The 17,790-nt window shown below is 64.7% G+C and carries 21 protein-coding genes, 1 tRNA gene and 1 pseudogene; 10 read left to right on the forward strand and 13 right to left on the reverse strand.

The window, feature by feature from the left end; translation table 11 throughout:
• The first annotated feature begins 1,016 nt into the window (after positions 1 to 1,016).
• Both ACP7A5_RS16090 and ACP7A5_RS16095 read left to right on the forward strand, forming a co-directional pair.
• Positions 1,017 to 1,280, forward strand: coding sequence for an HGGxSTG domain-containing protein (locus ACP7A5_RS16090; protein WP_426042891.1), 264 nt, complete (start codon positions 1,017 to 1,019; stop codon positions 1,278 to 1,280).
• Positions 1,267 to 1,401, forward strand: a complete 135-nt coding sequence (locus ACP7A5_RS16095; RefSeq protein WP_426042857.1) for a hypothetical protein — start codon at positions 1,267 to 1,269, stop codon at positions 1,399 to 1,401. Before ACP7A5_RS16090 ends, ACP7A5_RS16095 begins: the two co-directional genes overlap by 14 nt.
• 155 nt (positions 1,402 to 1,556) lie before the next feature.
• On the opposite strand, the gene ACP7A5_RS16100 is transcribed toward ACP7A5_RS16095, so the two are convergent.
• The 8 genes from ACP7A5_RS16100 to ACP7A5_RS16135 form a co-directional block, all read right to left on the reverse strand.
• Positions 1,557 to 1,847 carry a hypothetical protein gene (locus tag ACP7A5_RS16100; protein ID WP_426042858.1) on the reverse strand — a complete coding sequence of 97 codons (291 nt, stop codon included), beginning with the start codon at positions 1,845 to 1,847 and terminating at the stop codon, positions 1,557 to 1,559.
• A gap of 185 nt (positions 1,848 to 2,032) precedes the next feature.
• The gene (locus ACP7A5_RS16105; RefSeq protein WP_426042859.1) at positions 2,033 to 3,292 is read right to left on the reverse strand and encodes a hypothetical protein; all 1,260 of its coding nucleotides are present in this window, start codon (positions 3,290 to 3,292) and stop codon (positions 2,033 to 2,035) included.
• A gap of 157 nt (positions 3,293 to 3,449) precedes the next feature.
• Positions 3,450 to 3,944, reverse strand: coding sequence for a hypothetical protein (locus ACP7A5_RS16110; RefSeq protein WP_426042860.1), 495 nt, complete (start codon positions 3,942 to 3,944; stop codon positions 3,450 to 3,452).
• 103 nt (positions 3,945 to 4,047) lie between these two features.
• The gene (locus tag ACP7A5_RS16115; RefSeq protein WP_426042861.1) at positions 4,048 to 4,749 is read right to left on the reverse strand and encodes an SOS response-associated peptidase; all 702 of its coding nucleotides are present in this window, start codon (positions 4,747 to 4,749) and stop codon (positions 4,048 to 4,050) included.
• 239 nt (positions 4,750 to 4,988) lie between these two features.
• Positions 4,989 to 5,114, reverse strand: coding sequence for a hypothetical protein (locus ACP7A5_RS16120; protein ID WP_426042862.1), 126 nt, complete (start codon positions 5,112 to 5,114; stop codon positions 4,989 to 4,991).
• 37 nt (positions 5,115 to 5,151) lie between these two features.
• Positions 5,152 to 5,358 (reverse strand): general stress protein, encoded by a 207-nt coding sequence (locus tag ACP7A5_RS16125; RefSeq protein WP_426042863.1) that lies wholly within the window; start codon positions 5,356 to 5,358, stop codon positions 5,152 to 5,154.
• 207 nt (positions 5,359 to 5,565) lie between these two features.
• Positions 5,566 to 5,856, reverse strand: a complete 291-nt coding sequence (locus tag ACP7A5_RS16130; protein ID WP_426042864.1) for a hypothetical protein — start codon at positions 5,854 to 5,856, stop codon at positions 5,566 to 5,568.
• A gap of 279 nt (positions 5,857 to 6,135) precedes the next feature.
• Positions 6,136 to 6,324, reverse strand: coding sequence for a hypothetical protein (locus ACP7A5_RS16135; RefSeq protein WP_426042865.1), 189 nt, complete (start codon positions 6,322 to 6,324; stop codon positions 6,136 to 6,138).
• 192 nt (positions 6,325 to 6,516) lie between these two features.
• Between ACP7A5_RS16135 and ACP7A5_RS16140 the strand changes: the two genes are divergently transcribed.
• Entirely contained in the window at positions 6,517 to 7,236 is a 720-nt protein-coding gene (locus ACP7A5_RS16140; RefSeq protein WP_426042866.1) for a hypothetical protein, read from the forward strand.
• Between the two features lie 240 nt (positions 7,237 to 7,476).
• Here ACP7A5_RS16140 and ACP7A5_RS16145 read toward each other — a convergent pair whose 3' ends face one another.
• Together ACP7A5_RS16145 and ACP7A5_RS16150 are read right to left on the reverse strand one after the other, a co-directional pair.
• The gene (locus ACP7A5_RS16145; RefSeq protein ID WP_426042892.1) at positions 7,477 to 9,339 is read right to left on the reverse strand and encodes a hypothetical protein; all 1,863 of its coding nucleotides are present in this window, start codon (positions 9,337 to 9,339) and stop codon (positions 7,477 to 7,479) included.
• Positions 9,340 to 9,432: 93 nt separating this feature from the next.
• A pseudogene (locus tag ACP7A5_RS16150) lies at positions 9,433 to 9,564 on the reverse strand (calcium-binding protein); the annotation flags it as partial.
• A 429-nt stretch (positions 9,565 to 9,993) separates the two neighbouring features.
• Here ACP7A5_RS16150 and ACP7A5_RS16155 point away from each other — a divergent pair.
• Positions 9,994 to 10,239 carry a thermonuclease family protein gene (locus ACP7A5_RS16155; protein ID WP_426042867.1) on the forward strand — a complete coding sequence of 82 codons (246 nt, stop codon included), beginning with the start codon at positions 9,994 to 9,996 and terminating at the stop codon, positions 10,237 to 10,239.
• Between the two features lie 77 nt (positions 10,240 to 10,316).
• Here ACP7A5_RS16155 and ACP7A5_RS16160 read toward each other — a convergent pair.
• Positions 10,317 to 10,393: transfer RNA gene (locus tag ACP7A5_RS16160), tRNA-Arg, on the reverse strand.
• Positions 10,394 to 10,676: 283 nt separating this feature from the next.
• Between ACP7A5_RS16160 and ACP7A5_RS16165 the strand changes: the two genes are divergently transcribed.
• From ACP7A5_RS16165 to ACP7A5_RS16180, 4 genes are all read left to right on the forward strand, one after another.
• Complete coding sequence (locus tag ACP7A5_RS16165) at positions 10,677 to 11,411, forward strand: SDR family NAD(P)-dependent oxidoreductase (RefSeq protein ID WP_426042868.1); 735 nt, start codon at positions 10,677 to 10,679, stop codon at positions 11,409 to 11,411.
• Positions 11,408 to 12,007: a 2-hydroxychromene-2-carboxylate isomerase gene (locus tag ACP7A5_RS16170; RefSeq protein ID WP_426042869.1), complete on the forward strand. Its 600-nt coding sequence runs from the start codon at positions 11,408 to 11,410 to the stop codon at positions 12,005 to 12,007. The genes ACP7A5_RS16165 and ACP7A5_RS16170 overlap by 4 nt, the downstream gene beginning before the upstream one ends.
• Before the next feature lie 279 nt (positions 12,008 to 12,286).
• On the forward strand, positions 12,287 to 14,770 hold the full coding sequence (locus tag ACP7A5_RS16175) for a helicase-related protein (protein ID WP_426042870.1): 2,484 nt from the start codon (positions 12,287 to 12,289) through the stop codon (positions 14,768 to 14,770).
• A gap of 36 nt (positions 14,771 to 14,806) precedes the next feature.
• The gene (locus ACP7A5_RS16180; RefSeq protein ID WP_426042871.1) at positions 14,807 to 15,109 is read left to right on the forward strand and encodes an RNA-binding S4 domain-containing protein; all 303 of its coding nucleotides are present in this window, start codon (positions 14,807 to 14,809) and stop codon (positions 15,107 to 15,109) included.
• Here the strand turns inward: ACP7A5_RS16180 and ACP7A5_RS16185 are convergent.
• Complete coding sequence (locus ACP7A5_RS16185; protein ID WP_426042872.1) at positions 15,099 to 15,728, reverse strand: YceI family protein; 630 nt, start codon at positions 15,726 to 15,728, stop codon at positions 15,099 to 15,101. The genes ACP7A5_RS16180 and ACP7A5_RS16185 overlap by 11 nt on opposite strands.
• A gap of 190 nt (positions 15,729 to 15,918) precedes the next feature.
• On the opposite strand from ACP7A5_RS16185, the gene fdxA reads away from it, so the two are divergent.
• Positions 15,919 to 16,260 carry a ferredoxin FdxA gene (gene fdxA, locus ACP7A5_RS16190; protein WP_303695112.1) on the forward strand — a complete coding sequence of 114 codons (342 nt, stop codon included), beginning with the start codon at positions 15,919 to 15,921 and terminating at the stop codon, positions 16,258 to 16,260.
• Positions 16,261 to 16,572: 312 nt separating this feature from the next.
• Positions 16,573 to 17,133 carry a CarD family transcriptional regulator gene (locus ACP7A5_RS16195; RefSeq protein ID WP_303695111.1) on the forward strand — a complete coding sequence of 187 codons (561 nt, stop codon included), beginning with the start codon at positions 16,573 to 16,575 and terminating at the stop codon, positions 17,131 to 17,133.
• A gap of 104 nt (positions 17,134 to 17,237) precedes the next feature.
• Here ACP7A5_RS16195 and ACP7A5_RS16200 read toward each other — a convergent pair whose 3' ends face one another.
• On the reverse strand, positions 17,238 to 17,705 hold the full coding sequence (locus tag ACP7A5_RS16200) for a DUF3617 domain-containing protein (protein ID WP_426042873.1): 468 nt from the start codon (positions 17,703 to 17,705) through the stop codon (positions 17,238 to 17,240).
• Between the last annotated feature and the right edge of the window lie 85 nt (positions 17,706 to 17,790).

A 17,790-nucleotide genomic window follows, 5' to 3' on the forward strand; every position in this document is an offset into this window, starting at 1 on the left:
TCAACACCGTCTCCAACACCAACATCCCGAACTCGCCGCCTGACATCCGCCAAGCAGCCATCGTTAGACATCAGGAATGAGGGGTCCTTATTCGACGCCGATCACCCCGCTAACGGGGTCCCTTTTCCACGCCGATCCACAGTCTGGGTTCTGGAGGCGGGAGCATGAGCGGGAGTGTTGCTCCCGGCGGGAGGAAATGGGGCGGGAGGAACGGGAGTGCCCCTAAAGGGGCACACTCCCGCTCCCGCCCGCCCTTCCGCTCCCACTCCCGGCCGAGATCGGTCGGACAAACCGGTGACGATGATCTCCCCGGCCGGACTCTGGAAATGCAGAGCATCACACCCACACAGCGAGTGACACAATGACGAAGGCCAAGATAAAGACCCACCCGAAACTGGCAACCCGACCTCAACCGTCCGAGAGGGACCGTCTTCTCGGAGAGGAAGCGCAGGCGTGGTTCCTGTCCAAGCCCGACCCCTCGCCGCCGAAAATCTCGGTCCGACATACGGACGAGGGCGTAACCCAGTTGGGGCCGTCCTATGAGGATCTGGAAGGCTGGAGTTGCCGTTGGGCGAAGGCGCTTGGCACACATTCCAAGCCCTTGCTGGACGGCTTCATTCGTCATGCGCTGGCCCAGACCGGACTCTCTCCGAAGAGCGAGCCCGAGGCGTTGGGAGCCCACGCTCGTGAAGCTGTTGCCTTCATCGCCGCGCTGGAGCCGCAATCCGAGCTCGAGGCGGCGCTGGCCCTGCAAATGTGGTCGGTCCACTGCGCCACGATGAAGATGTCCGGCCATCTCCATAGGGCGGAGATGCGAGACGCGCTGTTCGATTACAGCCGGATGATGAACCAGACCTCGCGGACCTTCACGGCCCAGGTCGAAGCCCTGTCCAAACTCCGCACCGGCGGAAAGCAGCAAGTCGAGGTGCGCTATGTCTATGTCGATGCCCGAACCCAGACGGTCGTCAACGGGGGGCCGGGAGGGGGTGTGCGCCTCGAAAATCACCAACAACCCCATGGACCCGGAACCGTTGGTCTTCCGTCTGCGCAGGGCGTGCCGGTGTGGAGCGAAGACGCGGGCGGGGACGCCGTGCCAGTCGCCGGCCATCAAGGGGCGGAAGCGATGCCGGATGCACGGGGGCCGCAGCCCCGGCGCTCCGAAGGGAGAGGCGAGCGGCAACTACGTCTCAGGGCGTTGGACGGTCGAGACCATCAAGGCGCGGGCGACGGTGCGCGGGTTGGTGAAGCTCTGTCGGAGGACGCTGCTTGACCTTGCCTAGCCTGGAAGACGTCGAGGCCATGGAACTTGAAGAGATGAAGGCGGCGATCGATCAGCTCCGCCGTCACGACCCCGTAGCCTTCCTTGAAGCCATAGCCGCCATCGTCGGCGACTACGACTGACCCGCTGGACGCTTGTAACTTAATTTAATAGCCCGGAATCAAGCCGCCACCTGCCCTAGGGAGCCTTCCCACTTCCCCGCTGTTCCAATTCCAATCAACCCTCCCTCGACGCCGCCTCGAACGCCCTGTTCGAACCCATTCGCACCCCGCCCCGCTTAGTGCAGCGGGGTTGGTGCATCGATCTGCTCCTGCAAAGCCGCTATGAGCTCGGCCGCGACTGCCGGCGTAATAACGACCTGCTCAACTTCGGCCTCTGTCCGGCCGGCGAGCTGCTCCTGCGAACGGCACAGGTCGAGCCGTACGGCTATGGCACCGTCGGTCGCCGCGATCTGGAAGCCGGTGATCACAGCTAGGTCGATTGAGCCGTCGGGTCGTGCGCGCCACGTCTCGCGACGGCTGGCGACACCGTTCAGGCTGGCCCTCTGGGCTCGCGAAAACTGCACCATCTCCAGTTTGTGGAGGGAGCGCTGGCACTGATCATTTCATGCAACGCCACGAAAAGGATGAGCCGAAGAGTGACCGTACGATCTACTAAATAAGGCTCACAGGATAGGATCGCCGTCTGCGGCAATTTGGAACTCCTTGATTACAATCAGACTGACGTGAACGTGGGCGCGCGGCGCTACCGCTATCAAGGTGTGGCGATCGCTTTCCAACCCGTGTTCCCGCTACCGGACGTCTTCACGTATAGTGTGGCAGGGCCGCCATTGGTATCGGTGTACAACGAGCCCGCGCCGGCTGTGACCACGCCTTCGGGTGAACCTGGCGCTGAAGCCCAGTGCGTGGCCGGCGTGGTGTAAAAGCGCTCAGCATAAACACCGGCCATCATATGGGTCGGGGTACCGATATCGGAGCCGCCGGAAATGGCAGGATACAGGGAGGAGTAGACCCTGATGCCGGCTGAGTTCTCGCCAATAGTTAGAATGTTGTCGATGCCCGCCTGGATCTTGATAAAGCCGTCGCCTTGATACCGCTGCAGACCCAGCCACGAGTTGTTCGGTACCAGCAGCGCGCCCTGCATCCCCGTCGCTCTGCTGAAATCAGCGCCCTGTCGATGCGCCCCGTCAGCGAGTATGACCGTGTCAGCGTTCGTGCTGTCCTGAAACGTGGCGGTGACGATGCTGTCGCCATCGAAGGCGATGCCGCGGTTCCAAACCCCGCCGCCGAGCCCATATGCGAGGATCGCAGCCGTTCCGCGCGACCCCGTGGCGCTGTGGCCAATAATCTTGATCGGGGCGAACTCTCCAACATTGCCGTACGGGATACTGAAATCGAAGGGATTGTCGCCGTAGCTCACGCGCGAGTTGTTACCCTGATCAATCTCTAGCCCGAAATGATTGGTGGAGGCGCGCATGGCGTCCTGCGCGGTCGTATCCCGCCCCACGCCCGGCTCGACGTAGTTGCCGATGTTGACGCTGTAGCTGTCCCCGCCGGCGGGCTGGACCTGAGTGCCAAAGTAGGCGGCACCAGCGTAGTTGTGAGGCTGACGCGGGTTGTGCTCAATCTGCAGGAAGGTGTGCGAGGCGAAAGAGCCGCGCTCGGCATTGGGCGTCGTCAGCCGCACCACATTGCCAAAGTTGGCGAGATCGCCCCCGGCACCCTCAAACCCCGTGATGATGTCGAAGCCGCCGGTCTGCATGATACCGCGCGAGTAAAGTGGACCAGTCATGGCCGAGGCAGGGCCGCCGGCGAGGGAACGTTGACTGGCGGGATCCGCACGGCTTGCAATGTCACCAACCGCTCGGCCTGACTCTGACAGCGTTTGGCTAGATGGCGCGACGTCAACACGGACCTGGCCCACAGCAGAGGGTGCCCATCCGATCATCACGGAAATGGTGATGGTACAGAGGTTGTGGAGGGTATGCATCGTCTTCTCCGGGGTGATCGCCATCTCTCGGCCTGCGGGATGACGCTTATCGAGCATCAGAACGGTGCCCGGCCCAACGCAGTTGCGGCCTCAGTGATCGGCGACCGCCGAGGCTGTTCAACCCGTGCCAACGAGTGAACTAGCTCGCTCCGGTTCGCCGGGCCGGGCGTTCTGACGTTGCCTACCAAGAGAAGCCGACGCTGACCTTTCCGGCGCTCCGTTCGCCAACGCTGGAAACGCCAAGCCCGAAATCATAGGCCCCCATCTCACGGGAGTAGCTTAGACCGACAGCCGTCTCGTCGCCCGTTGTAAAGGCTTGGGCGCCAATGCGGTTCGACGCCCCGTTGGCGGGCGCTTGGAAATCGAGAGCACCGGCCATGGCTGCGCTTGCGTCGGCGCGGCTCACACTGAACTCGCGGGCACGGTCTATGTCCAACGCACTGGCAAACAGCAGGATGCTGGCATTGAGCGATGTCGTGTTGTCCGACCGAGTGCACGGCGCGAGGCACCTGATGTTCACGACCTCGTCGCCGCGAAGCACGACAGGCTGCGGAGCGCCTCCCGGAGTGTTTGTATTGGTGACGACCACCCCCGGCCATGACTGAGCGGTGGAGGCCCCGGGGAAGCTGATTGCTGCGGCGGCGAGGACAATTGCGAGTGTGACGGTGCGGATCATCGGGAAGCGTCCTGTTTCAATGCTTTCGGACAAGCATGAGACGAGGTCGCAGTGTTCTCCGCAAGTCTTGGCCGGGTGGGTCGACGACGGAGACGTCTTATCTTTAGGTCCCTATTATTTCCAACGCGCCATCCGGCAACGGTCGCTGCAGCGCCTTCGCATCGTCCCAGGGCGCGCGCATCCAGACATCGCGCTCCTCCTCCGTCGTCAGGATCACAGGCATGGCCTTGGGGTGAACTAACTTCACCGGCTCGCTGGGTTCGGTCGTCAGGAAGGCGAACAGATCGCAGGTCTCGACGCCCGTCTTGATCTTGCGAACACAGGTCCAGTCGCGAACGTGGACGCCTCCGAAGAAGGCCAATGGATTGTCGCCCGGCAGGGAGAACCACACCGGCTTGTAGGCACCGTTCTCGCGGCCTGGTTCGCTGAAGGCGGTGAAAGGGACCAGGCAGCGATTGGCAGGGGAAAGCCACGGCTTCCAGTGGCTGCTATTCGTGTTGCGGACATTGGTCGTCCCGCTGTCGGGCTCCAGCTCCAGCAGCTTGGGAAAGTCCACGTCATTGCCCTTGGCCCTCAGCTTGTCGGCCCGCTTTGTCGCGGCGTCGAACAAGGCTTTCTTCGACGACGGCAGGCCCCAGCGCGCCATGGTCAAGATGCGCTCGCTGTCTTCGTCGAGGCGGACGATCGGCGCCGGGTAATCCGGATAGATGTCGCGCGGCTCGAGGTTACCGACATCGCTGCGCATGGCGCGCGTCATGGCCAGGATGTCGTCGGGGCCGGAGCGCGAGCGGTAGAGGTTGCACATGGCGGGAACCTGACACGCGGATCGGCGGTTGTGGAGTAGGAGCAGGCTGGTGCGAGGGATGGCCCGGCAATATGCGTCCCTCCGTTCATACTCGGCTTAGGTGACCCCCAGCGTCCCGCTGGGGGTCTTTGCCTTTTCAGGCGCCCTGCTGAGCCCTGACCTCACCATGGGTTCTGCGGACCTTGTCTCAGCCGGGGGATGAGGCCCGTGGAGCTTAAGCGCGCGGCCCCTGCGCCAATCTACGGGATGATCGGGTCAGCGTGCTGGCGAAGCATGAAGCGGAGTGAAATCGCCAGGATCAGGCTCAGGAAGGACAGCAGTCCAACCGTACTGATGAACACCCACCCCCAAAATGTGATTTCCATCAGCGCCGACCTCCGGTCCGAGCTTTGTCGTCAGACATCAGGCGTCTCCTTGGCGTCTGCGGATGGAAACCGCGCCGCCCTTACGGCCCGCTTCTTGGGCGAGTTCTTTGTTGGTGGAGAACGCCCGCTTCTCGCCAGGCACGGCGGCACCGCCCTTGCGCGCGATTTCAAGCTGGCGCTCCCGACTCATCGAGGCAAAGCCACGCTTTGAAACGCGGTTGTCCGCTGTGTCGGGGATATCCATCAGGTCACTCCAATTCCGATGAATCCGGAATCGGTAAACGCCGTCTTCGTTCCTCTGTCGGTTTGCGGACAGGCGGCTTGGTCAGCGCGGCGTCCGGTGTGGTCGGGTATTTCACTGTCCCGCTGCCGCGAGCCTTATTGCGGTAGGATCACCCGCGTAAAACCAAAGGTCCGGCCGCTCCCAAGATTCAGTTGGGCCTTTACCTCGTTAGCGAACCGCCTTGGCAGTCATGACGAACTCACCGACCGCGCCGCGCGGGCGGATGACGAACTGGATTCGCCCGATACAGCCAACCCGCCGGCAGGCCGCGCCGGCACCCCAGAGATTGTAGTGTGGTCCCCGCACCTGGGCGATGCGTTTCAGGTCCGCCTGGATACGCAGTCCGCACACCGGGCAGTCGGCATAGACCGGCCAGCCGTTGACGAGGATTTGTTCCAATGACCCTGACGCAGCGCGCCAGTCGTCCTCAGTGTAGCGGTCGAGGTTCTTGCGGCCCATCAGTACCAGAGCGCGGTGGCGGCTGGGGAGATTGGCCCAGTCCGCCCGGTGGAATGTCGGGTGTAGGTCACCTTGGCGACCCGGTGGCCGCACTGGCAGCGAAACCGATAAGAGACGCCTTCCGCAGGCCAACTGCGACGTCCTCCGAATAAGGGGCGAGGGTCCATCAACACGGCATGATCGCAGCCCGGTCGATCACACTGGATGATCAGGCGTTGGCCGAACTCTGGCACGAAGTCTTCCCGCGCAACGCGGGGACGGTTTGGATCAGGCATGGCATCACCGAGGGGCGGAGGCCATGCAGCCGAGGCTGCGGAGCTGGATGCCAGCGGCTGACCGCATTACGGCACCGGGGACGCGGGCCTCCACGCAGGTCAGGATTTCGTCTGCTGCGGAGCCGGGGTCGTTTTTCCGGGCCAGTTCCGCGTCCAGTTCAGCGAGCAGGCTCGCCAAGGATCGGTCGTTCATTTGCTCTATCCAGGTTGCCGACCCGGAGCGCTTGTGACTCCGGACAGGCTGCGTGTGCAAGAGAATGTTCCGTACTTGTTCTTAATTCTGTGGATGTGGCCAAGGCATCGGCGGGATCTACGGAAGGATGCCGTCAGAACCCTTCGGCGTGGGTGGAGATTGAACAAACTTGGCAGTCTTTGGAGGCAACTCATGACCGACTATCTCGACCGATCTTCTCATGCGCACCCTCTCCATGTGCTCGTATCTTGGCCCGCCGTCATCGCTGGGGCGGTCGTCGCCGTGGCTGTCGGGACCATGCTCAACCTTCTTGGCGTCGCTCTCGGAGCGGGGGCCTTCAATCCCTATGATCTCGACGGGGGCGACGCAGAGGGCTTCGCTGCCGCCGCCGGGATGTGGGCTGTGATCGCCAACTCAATCGCGCTGTTTGTCGGTGGCGCGGTGGCAAGTCGCGCAGCCAAGTACGCCGATCATCACAAGGGCGCGCTGCATGGCGTGAGCGTCTGGGCCCTGGCCTTCCTTCTGGCTATCTTGATCGCATCAGGTTCAGCCGCCGTGAACACGGCCGAGATTGCCGGTGGCGAAGCAACCAAGACAAATGCGGGAGAAACGATGATCGGGGACGCGCTGGCGCCTGACTCAAGGGTGGTTGAGGGAACTTTGATCGTTCCTCCCACGCAGCGTGTTGAGGCCGAAAACGCAGCCGACAATACCGCGACACTCGCTCTCTGGGGCTTCCTGACTATGCTGCTTAGCGGGATCGCTGCGGTGTTCGGCGGCCTGTACGGCACGCGCACTCATCGCTGGATGGCGAAGGCGGGGCTGGAGGGTCGCACGGCTCCTGAGCTCTCGCGCGCGGACGCTACCGAACGGAGCGAACCGCACAAGGTCTATCCGACGCCGAGGAGCTAAGCAGCGATAAGCGAGCCGAGAAGTGAGCGCCGGCCCTTAGCGGGGTCGTCGTTTTGCTGTCAGGACCACCCATGCTCTGGCCTCCTTACATCGACATCCTTGCCGACGGCCTGGGCATGAGCTTCGCGGTCTGGAGCATCCGGCGGCGCCATCTCTGAACGAAGAAGGCCCGGTCGCGAGACCGGGCCTTTTTCGTCAAGAAACCCCTTCGGTTCACGCGGCAAACAGACGCCGCGGTTCCTATGCGATCAAATAGTCGGAAGCCATCCCGGCCCCGGTCTGATGGAACCAGACGTCGTCCCCCAGCTCCCCGGGGAGCCGGAACGGCGCGACGGGCTCCAGAAGTCCCGCCGAGCTGCCGGCATCCGCATCGCCCCACAGCCCCCCCCCCGACACGGCGTCGTCGATGGCGTCCAGGAGATAAGGCAGCGCGGGCAAGTTGAGGGCGTCCAGATGGCGCTCGCCCGATTGGGCGGTCGTCGGCGTGATCTGGAATCCGGTCAGCCGCCCCACCTCCATGTAGTGTTTAAGAGGATTGGTGCTGTCGGTCAGGAAGGCGGTGAGAAGGACCTTGCTGTAGCGTTCGATGTAGGCGCTGGTGTCGAATGACGCCGACGGGTCGCGAAGCTCCTTCCAGCCAAATTCGAAATAGTGCTGGAGCGGATTGACGCCTGCGGCGGCGACGTCGGGGTTGTTGGCGAGATAGTATTTGGTGTCGAAATAGGCGTTGGGATTTCGCCCCTCCTTGATGCCGTACTGGAGGTAGTGGGTCATCGGATCGATCCCGGATCGCCCGACATCCTCATAAGCCATTCGATAGTAGTCGGCATCGAAACCGTTCACGAGATTTGACCCGACCGCCATGTAGGTGGCCCGGCCTTCGGCGGCACCGTACAGCAGATAGTGCTCCAGCGGGTTCATCCCGCCGATATCCTTATTGATCGCACTGTATTGTTCGCTGTCGAACCAGATGGACGGGTCGCGCCGCTCGTTGGCCCCGAACGCTCGGTAATGCTCAAGCGGGTTGATCCCGGCCGCCGCGACGTCGGCGTTGGCGGACAGATAGGCCGAGGTGTCGAAATAGATGTTCGGATCGCGTCCCAGACGCCATCCTGTCGAGGCGTAATGGGCCTCCGCATCCGCCGTCGGCGCGAGAATGTCACGGGTATTGGTCAGGTAGTAGAGATCATCAACAAGGGCGTAACCATCGTCATTGCGGATCGTCACATCGCTGAACTGAAACACCTCGATGCCCCGGACGAAATCACTGCCATTGGGGTTGTTGATATTGACGCGCAGGGAGCGGGCCGCCGTGTCGACCGTCGGAGATGGCACGAAACTGGTGTGCCGGATGTCGGCCTGGGCGAAAGTATAGGCGAACACAGCGGTATCGACGCCTGACCCGCCGTCCAGCGTGTTCAACCCTTCACGACCGTTCAGACGGTCATCGCCGCCGCCCCCGAAGAGACTGTCCGACGGGCGCCCGCCCGTCAGGGTTTGGGCGGCGGCGTCACCTCTGTAGGTCACCGAAGCAGCTCCGGATGCGGCCTCGACTTCCCGGACACCGGATATGAAGTACAGTCCGCCGGCCGTCACGAATTTCTCGATCGATACCGTTGTGACGGTCAATCCGGTCGCGAAGCTCGCCACTATGGTTCTGAAGTTGTCGCCAAGAGATTGACCAAAACCGCCATTGGCTTCGCGTAACGGGTAGAGCGAGACGTCCAGGACGTCGAAACCGTCACCCCCGTCTATTAAAGCGTGAGAGGTAAAGAGGCTTTCCGCCCCCGTCGTGAGCCGGAACATATCGTTGCCGGCACCGCCATACAGAGAGTTCCCGCCCCCGCCCGTCAGCAGGTCATTGCCGTCCTCCCCGTACAATGAAGAGCTCGGAAAGCCCGGCGTTCCGATCAGAGTATCGTCGCCGGCGCCTGCCCGAAGCGCCTGGAACAGCCGGCCCTCAAGGGTTTGCGAGCCGGCGCCGGTGGCCAGTTCCTCGAGGCCGGTCACCCCCGCGCTATAGATGACAACGCCCGCGGCGTTCAGGACTTCCAGCCGGTTGGCCTGCGCCCCCGCGCGGAACCGGTACCCGTCGAGGGTCATCACCGTGAAGTCGAGAACGTCATACCCGGTCCCGCCCTCGATGACGTCGGCGGTGTCCCCGTTCACGGGCCGGACCACCACGCGGTCGTTGCCGCTGCCCGCGTCGATCGTGTCGGTCCCCAAGCCGCCGTCGATGGTGTCATCGCCGCCGAGACCGTTGATCGTGTCGGCCTCATCCGTGCCGGTCAACACGTCTGCGCCTTCTGTTCCGACAAACGCGGGCATGTCAAATTTCCAATCTTAGTGAGCAAAATTGCAGTGCTAGATCGTGCACAGGGCCGTACAACTAGCAAGCGTGGCTGCGACATCCGGCTGTCTGGTCGCGTTCAAACGACGTGTGAAGCTGGCCCTCGCGACGCGGTCACTCCCCGGGCTTTTGCTTGGGACGCCGCGCCCCGATCACGGCGGTAGGACAGCAATTTGCAATGTGACAATCAGATCAGCGTTAGTCCACGGCAGCGGACGCCTTGTCGCGCGCCGGCGGGGCAAACCGCCCGCCTTCCCGCGCCGGTGCGGCCCGCAGCCCCGGATCGACGACGCTCCGGTCGGGAGCCGCCGGCGCCCCCTGGAGAAGCCGCCTCGCACCGAGTGCATCGCCGAAATCCGTCTGGCAGCAATCGCCGAGCGTGAGCAGGCGAATGTGCTGGCTTCACCATGGCCGCGCCGATCACCCTCACTCGCAGTGGAACCGACCGCTACGGACGCACGCTCGCGAAGGTCACCACCTTCGACGGGACCGATGTCGGAACGGAGATGATCAGCCGCGGCGTTGCGGATCCCTGGACGGGTCGGCAGACGGATTGGTGCGGCGCTGTCACCGACGTCGCCGCTGGGGCTGGCCTTCTTCGCGCCAAGCCGTCGCCTCTCACCATGCTGAGTGAAACCACTGAGGTACCCTGAGCCGCCGTCGATTTGTGCCCCCTGTGTGCCCCCAGAGAAACAGAGCACGCAGACAGCCGGCTAAGATATTGATTCATTGGCGACCCCGGAGGGACTCGAACCCCCGACCTCTGCTTTAGGAAAGCCTTGCTCTATCCGGCTGAGCTACGGGGCCACGCGGGCTGTCCCTAGCGGGTTGCGCCCCGCTCCGTAAACCCGTGGAGCAACAGTCGCCGCGTCCTGGCGAAATCAGTTTGTGGTTAATCGGTCTTAAGATACAATATCCGGGGGTGAACAAACCCCGAATCTGGCCGTGTCGCTGATTCGGTCCTGATTCGTTTCGCGCCTGTTCCACCGCATTATCGTCTGCCGTTAAGCGCCACCCTGCCCAGGGCGCCCATGCCGCGTTGACGAGTTAGTTTCGATATGAAACGGTCTTCTCCTCTCGGGAGATCGTCATGTCATCCACCCCGTCCTGTCTGATCGTCGGCGCCGGAGACGGGGTCGGATCGGCCATCGCGCGCGCCTTTGCCCGGGAAGGCCTCGCGGTCTGCGTCACCCGCCGTCCGCGTCATCTGGAACAGCTCGAGGCGCTCGCGGACGCGATCCGCGCCGAGGGCGGTCAGGCCCACGCCTTCGGCGTCGACGCCCGCAACGAGGCCGGGATGATCGCCCTGGTCGACCGGATCGAGGCCGATATCGGCCCGCTCGAGGTCGTCGTCTTCAACATCGGCGCGAACGTCCGCTTCCCGGTCGTCGAGACCACCGCCCAGGTCTATTCCAAGGTCTGGGAGATGGCGGCCCTGGCCGGCTTCTTCACCGGACGCGAGGCCGCCCGCGTCATGGGCCCGCGCGGCAAAGGCTCCATCCTGTTCACCGGCGCCACCGCCTCGACCCGGGGCGGCGCGGGCTTCTCCGCCTTCGCGGGGGCCAAGGCGGCCCTGCGCCAGCTAGCCCAGAGCCTGGCTCGCGAGATGGGTCCCCAAGGTCTCCACGTCGCCCACGTCGTCGTCGACGGCATGATCGACGGGACCTTCGCCCGCTCCATCGCCCCCGACATCCAGAGCCTGCTGGACGAGGACGCGATCCTGAAGCCCGACGAGATCGCCAAAAACTACGTCTGGCTGCACAACCAGCAACGCAGCGCCTGGACCTTCGAACTCGACCTGCGCCCATGGAAGGAAAACTGGTGACCAGAACCATCGACTTCATCTTCGATTTCGCCAGCCTCAACGCCTATCTCGCCGAGCGCGCCCTGTCGGAGATGGTCGGGCGCACGGGTGCGACGATCAATGTCATCCCCTGTCTTCTGGGCGGCATCTTCAAGGCCACGGGCAACCAGGCGCCGTTCAGCGCCTATGCCGGGATCAAGCTCAAGCTCGACTACGAGATGCTGGAGATTCGCCGCTTCGTGAAGGCGCACGGGCTGGAGGATTTCCAGATGAACCCGCATTTCCCGGTCAACAGTTTGCTGGCCATGCGCGGCCTTTGCGCCTGCGCGCCCGGCGACGAGTTCGACCGCTATCTCGACGCGGTCCTCGCCGGCTTCTGGGAGCGCGGCCTGCTCATGTCGGACCCGGCCGTCCTGTCCTCGGTCCTGGTCGAGGCCGGTCTCGACGCCGGGCGCCTGATAGCCCTGGCCCAGACCGATGCGGTGAAGGCGAAACTGGCCGACAACACGGCCGCCGCGGTCGAACGCGGCGCCTTCGGAGCCCCCACCTTCTTCGTCGGCGACGAAATGTTCTTCGGCAAGGAACGGCTGGGCCAGATCGAGGCCATGCTTTCCTAGCCCTCTCCCCTTGCGGGTCGCAGGCTGATCGCATGCGACCAGCCGAAGGGGAGGCGGCGCACGAGAGCACAGCGATCGTCCTTGCGCCGGCGGGTGAGGGGTCACGCAGGGCCTCACCGATTGGGGCCAGTCAGAACGCACTTCGAAGCCGGGTGTCACCCCTCACCCGATCGCGCCAGAACGACGGCTATCGCCGCCGTGCGCGAGCTCCCTCTCCCGCAAGGGGAGAGGGAAGAACGTCTTGAGAAACCGCAGGCGAATCGCCACCTTATGCACACCATGAGCGACCGCCCCACCGGCCTCGCCCCATCCCGCGTCGTCGCGGTGCTGGGGCCGACCAATACCGGCAAGACCCATCTGGCGGTCGAACGGATGCTGGGTCATGCGTCGGGCATGATCGGCCTGCCGCTGCGGCTGCTAGCGCGCGAGATCTATGAGCGGATCGTCAAACAGCGCGGCGCCAATGCCGTCGCCCTGATCACCGGCGAAGAGAAGATCATCCCGGCCCGACCGCATTTCTGGGTCTGCACGGTCGAGGCCATGCCGCTGGAGCGCGAGGTCGAGTTCCTGGCCATCGACGAGATCCAGCTGGCCGCCGACCCGGAGCGCGGCCACGTCTTCACCCAGCGCCTGCTGCATGCGCGGGGCCGGTTCGAGACCATGTTCCTGGGCGCCGCCACCATGGCGCCCCTGATGCGCCGGCTGATCCCCGATCTCGAGATCGTCACCCGCGAGCGGCTGTCGAACCTGACATATTCGGGATCGAAGAAGCTGACCCGCCTGCCCCGGCGCAGCGCCATCGTCGCCTTCTCGACCGAGCAGGTCTACGCCATCGCCGAACTGATCCGGCGCCAGCGCGGCGGCGCGGCCGTGGTCATGGGCTCCCTCTCGCCTCGCACCCGCAACGCCCAGGTCGGCCTGTTCCAGTCGGGCGAGGTCGATTTCCTGGTCGCCACCGACGCCATCGGCATGGGGCTGAACATGGACGTCGACCATGTCGCCTTCGCCGGGATGCGAAAGTTCGACGGCCGCCGCACCCGCTGGCTGCATGCCCACGAGATCGCCCAGATCGCCGGCCGCGCCGGCCGCCACATCCGCGACGGCACCTTCGGTGTCACCGGCGAGGCCGAGGAACTGGACGAGGATCTGGTCGAACAGGTCGTGGAGCACCGCTTCGACCCCATCCAGGCGATTGAGTGGCGCAACGCCCGCCTCGACTTCGACACCCTGCCCGATCTGCTGCGCTCGCTGGTCCAGCCGCCGAATGTCTCCGGCCTGAAGCTGACCGGTCAGGCTCTGGACGAGACCCTGCTGCGTCGCGCCCTGCAGGACGACGAGGTCAAGCGGATCAGCCGTTCGCGCGGGACCATCATGCGGCTCTGGGAAGCCTGCCAGCTGCCCGACTTCCAGAAGACGACGCTGGACGAGCACGCCCGCCTGTCGCGCGACGTCTTCCATGCCCTGACCGGCAAGCGCGGCCGATTGACCGACGACTGGTTCGCGCCTCGCTTCGCCGAGGTCGACCGCGACGACGGCCAGATCGATCAGCTGTCGGCCCGGCTCGCAGGCGTCCGCACCCTGTCCTACATCGCAAACCGGCCGGACTGGCTGGACGGGATGAAGGGCTGGCGCGAGCGCGCGAGGGCGCTGGAGGACCGGCTGTCGGATGTCCTGCACGAGAGGCTGACCGCCCGTTTCGTGGACCGCAAGACGACGGCCCTGATGCGGTCGTTGCACGACCACGCCCAGACCATGGCCGAGGTCGCCGACGACGGCGTCGTCACCGTCGACGGAGAGGCGGTCGGCCATCTGGACGGCGTGAGGTTCGCCATTGCCTCGGGCGGCTCGGCCCTGGCCGACCGCACCCTGAAGACCGCCGCCCTGCGCGCCGTCGGCCCCGAGATCGCCCGCCGTCTCGGCGCGCTGGCCGGCGATAGCGACGACGCCTTCTCGGTCACGCCGGAAGGCGATGTCCTGTGGTCGGGCGCGCTCGCCGCAAAGATCATCAACACAGAGCCGTTCAGTCCGCGCGTGCGCCTGATGGGCGATCTTGGTCCCCAGGCCGCCCGCGACCGGGCCCAGCGCCGCATCGAGGCCTGGCTGGCATCCGAAGCCGAACGGGCGCTGCGAGACCTGCGGCGGCTCAAACAGGCCGTCGAATCCGGCGCCCTGAAAGGCCTCCCGCGCGGCATCGCCTTCCGCCTGCTGGAGGCCGGGGGCGTCATCGACCGGCGCGACGTCGAACGCGATCTCGCTGCCCTAAGCCAGGTCGAGCGCCGCACGATCAAGGCCTTCGCCATTCGCGTCGGGACCCATTCCGTCTGGCTGCCCGGGGCCCTGAAACCGCGCAGTCGGATCCTGTCCCAGGCCTTTGCCGCCGCCGAACCGTTCCGCGCCAGGCCAGAGGGCCTGACCCTCCTGCCAATCGCCGCCCCGTCGCCCCGCGCCCTCTCCGCCTTCGGCGTCCGCACGGCCGGCCGCTGGGCTGTCCTGGTCGAGGATCTCGAACGCGCCTCGGACCTCCGCCGCGAGACCAGGGGAAACCTGTCCGACGAGGCCCTGAAATCTCTCGGCTGGACGATCGGCGACGCCAAGGCCATCTGGACCGCTCTCAAGACCGTCCGCGCCCGGATGCCGGACCGCGAGGGCAAGACCCCCGTCGTGATCAAGGACTCGCCCTTCGCCAAACTGGCCGAGCTGACCGCGCCCGCTCAGCCCGCCCGCCGCAAGCGGCCGAGGCGAAAGAAGGCCGCGGCCTCGTGATTTCGTCCTTCCGTGCATCCCCGCGAAGGCGTGGATATGAGTGACAGCGACGACAGCGTCCGCGTCGATCTCTGGCTGTGGCGCGCCCGGTTCGCCAGGACTCGCGGTCTGGCCGCCGATCTGGTCCAGAGGGGCGCCGTGCGGCTGACCCATCACGGCAAACAGGTCCGGCTCGACAAACCCAGCCGCCTCGTCCACCCGGGCGACGAACTGACCTTCGCTCTCGACGGCCGGGTCACGGCTGTCCGGGTCGAGGCCCTGGGCGTACGGCGCGGACCTCCGGCGGAGGCCCGCGCCCTCTACGTCCCTCTCGGAGAGGAAACCTCGTCTACTGCTTGACGAACTCGCCTTCGAAGTGGAGCTCGACCTCATCACCAATGGCGGGCAGGCCGTAGCTCATGCCGAAATCCGACCGACGGATCGTGGCCTCGCCGTCGAAGCCGACCCTGTAGATGTTGCCCATCGAAGGACCGGCCTGATTGAACTCTACCTCCATCGTCACCGACCGGGTCACGCCGTGCAGGGTCAGATCGCCGACCACGTCGGCCTCGGTCGCGTTCTCACGATCGACCATGATCGACCTGGCGACGAAGGTCGCGGTCGGAAACTCGGCCGTGTTGAAGAAATCCGGCGTCTGCAGGTGAGCCTTCAGACCATCGTCGTTCGGAGCCACGTCCGCCAGCGGCACAGTGGCGGTCAGGGTTGAGGCTGAGGGGTTGGCTGGGTCCAGCGTCAGGTCGGCGGAGACGTTGACGAACTGCCCGACGTAGGTCGAGAAGCCGAGATGATTGACCTTCCAGGTGATCTTTCCGTGGCCCGGATCAAGTTTGTAGGTCCCGGCCTGGACCTCGGCGGGCACGCGCGTCGCGGCGGTCTGGGCGGTGACGACCCCGCCGATAAGGCTGAGCACCAGGGCTCCGGCGACGGCGGTGCGGGCGAGCAGGCGGCGGTTCAACATGAGGACGGGCTCCGGAGGATCAGCGGTGGCGACGGCTTATCTGCAATCGATACTGATACAAATAAGACCTCTTGCCGCAGAAGCAAGCGATAGAGCCGCCAAACCGTCGCTCCGGTTGACAGCGGACCCTCGCGGGGTCATCTGCCGGACCTCTCCAGCCCAACCCGAAGAACGTCAGCCCCGCCCGCCCATGACCTACATCGTCACCGACGCCTGCGTGAAATGTAAGTTCATGGACTGCATCGAAGTCTGCCCCGTCGACTGCTTCTATGAAGGCGAGAACTTCCTCGTGATCGCGCCCGACGAATGCATCGACTGTGGCGTCTGTGAACCGGAGTGCCCGGTCGACGCCATCGTGCCCGACACCGAGGACGAACCCGACGGCAAGTGGCTTCAGGTCAACGCCGAATACGCCAAGGTCTGGCCCAACATCACGGTCAAGGGCACGCCCCCCGCGGACAAGGAACAGTTCGAACGCGAGACCGGCAAGTTCGAGAAATATTTCTCGCCCAAGCCCGGCAAGGGTTCCTGAACGCTCGCGACCGCCGATAAAGCTCCGGGTCAGGAATAGCGCCGGTTTCGCAAGGGACGCTTGGGACGTTTTGAAATTGCCTCGTTTTGTGATATGTTCCTTCACATTGGGTCGGGCGGTATGCGTTTCATGCGCGCCGCCCGCGTTTGCGACAGAACCTCGTCCATGAAGACGGGGTCGGCCAGAGGTTGGGTGATCCGTTTCCACGACTGACGACTGCATCATTCCGATCGGCGACCCCCGTCGCCGGTCCGGGAGCAATTGTTCGTCGTGCCTTCGATACCCTGTCCCTGCGTCCGGGAAAGGAATGACATGACCACCAAGAGCGTTCTGGAATTCAAGGTTGGCGATGCGGTCGTCTATCCGGCGCACGGCGTCGGCAAGGTCGCGGCGGTCGAGGTCCAGGAAATCGCCGGCATGTCGCTGGAGGTCTATGTCGTCACCTTCGACCACGAGAAGATGACCCTGCGCGTCCCGACCAAGAAGGCCAAGACCGCCGGCCTGCGCTCGCTGGCCACCGACGACGTGGTCACCAAGGCCCTGACGACGCTGAAGGGCCGCGCGCGCATCAAGCGCACGATGTGGAGCCGCCGCGCCCAGGAATACGAAGCCAAGATCAATTCCGGCGACCTGGTCTCCATCGCCGAAGTGGTCCGCGACCTGCACCGCGCAGACTCGCAGCCGGAACAGTCGTACTCTGAGCGCCAGCTCTATGAGTCCGCCCTGGACCGGATGGCTCGCGAAGTCGCCGCCGCCAACCGCATCGACAAGGACGCCGCCGTCCAGCTGCTGTCCAAGTCGCTGAGCGCCAAGAAGGCCGTCATCGCTGCGGCTGAAGCCGCGGAAGCCGAGGAAGAGGCTGAAGCCGCATAATCCCTCGGGGCATTTGCTGAATGTGAGAAAGGCCCGGTGGAAACACCGGGCCTTTCTTCTTTCGTCTCCCTCACCCGAGAGGGAGGGTCAGGCCGCGTCTCTGCTCAGAAATACTCAGCGTCCGCCGGGCAGACCGCCGCAAGCCTGCGCGCGGTGATCGAGGCCGGCAGATAGGGCGTGCCGCGCGCGAGCTGGGCGCCGCCGGTGAAGCGGAAATTCTCCTGCTGGTACGAACCGCCGAGGCGGACGTTTACCCGCCGTCCGCGCGGGTCGGTACAGGTCCCCTCGAACCGCGCCGTGCCGCCGCCGACGACGCGGGTCGGATAGACGCACTGCCAGCGGCGCGTCGACAGGCCGCCGAAAAAGCGGTTGATCTCCGACGGCCGCACGCATTTGGTTTCGGTGCTGCGGATACCCACGGCGCTGGTCGTATACTCCCAGTAGCCCGGCAGGACCTCGCTGACGGCCCCCTGGGCCTGCGACGGAGACGAAGGCGCGGCCAGCAGGACGGCCCCTGCGATCGCAGGGGCGGCGACGGCGACAGTGCGCCTCAGAAGGGAAGGCAGGGTCATCGTGGATCTCATCCTCGGGACAGTCCCAAATAGCTTAAGCTTTGAAACGCGGCGATTGAACGACGCATGAACGTCCCGGCGCGAA

The organism is Brevundimonas sp. TWP2-3-4b1 (assembly GCF_049897665.1).
In the GTDB taxonomy this organism is placed as follows: Bacteria; Pseudomonadota; Alphaproteobacteria; order Caulobacterales; family Caulobacteraceae; genus Brevundimonas; species Brevundimonas subvibrioides_B.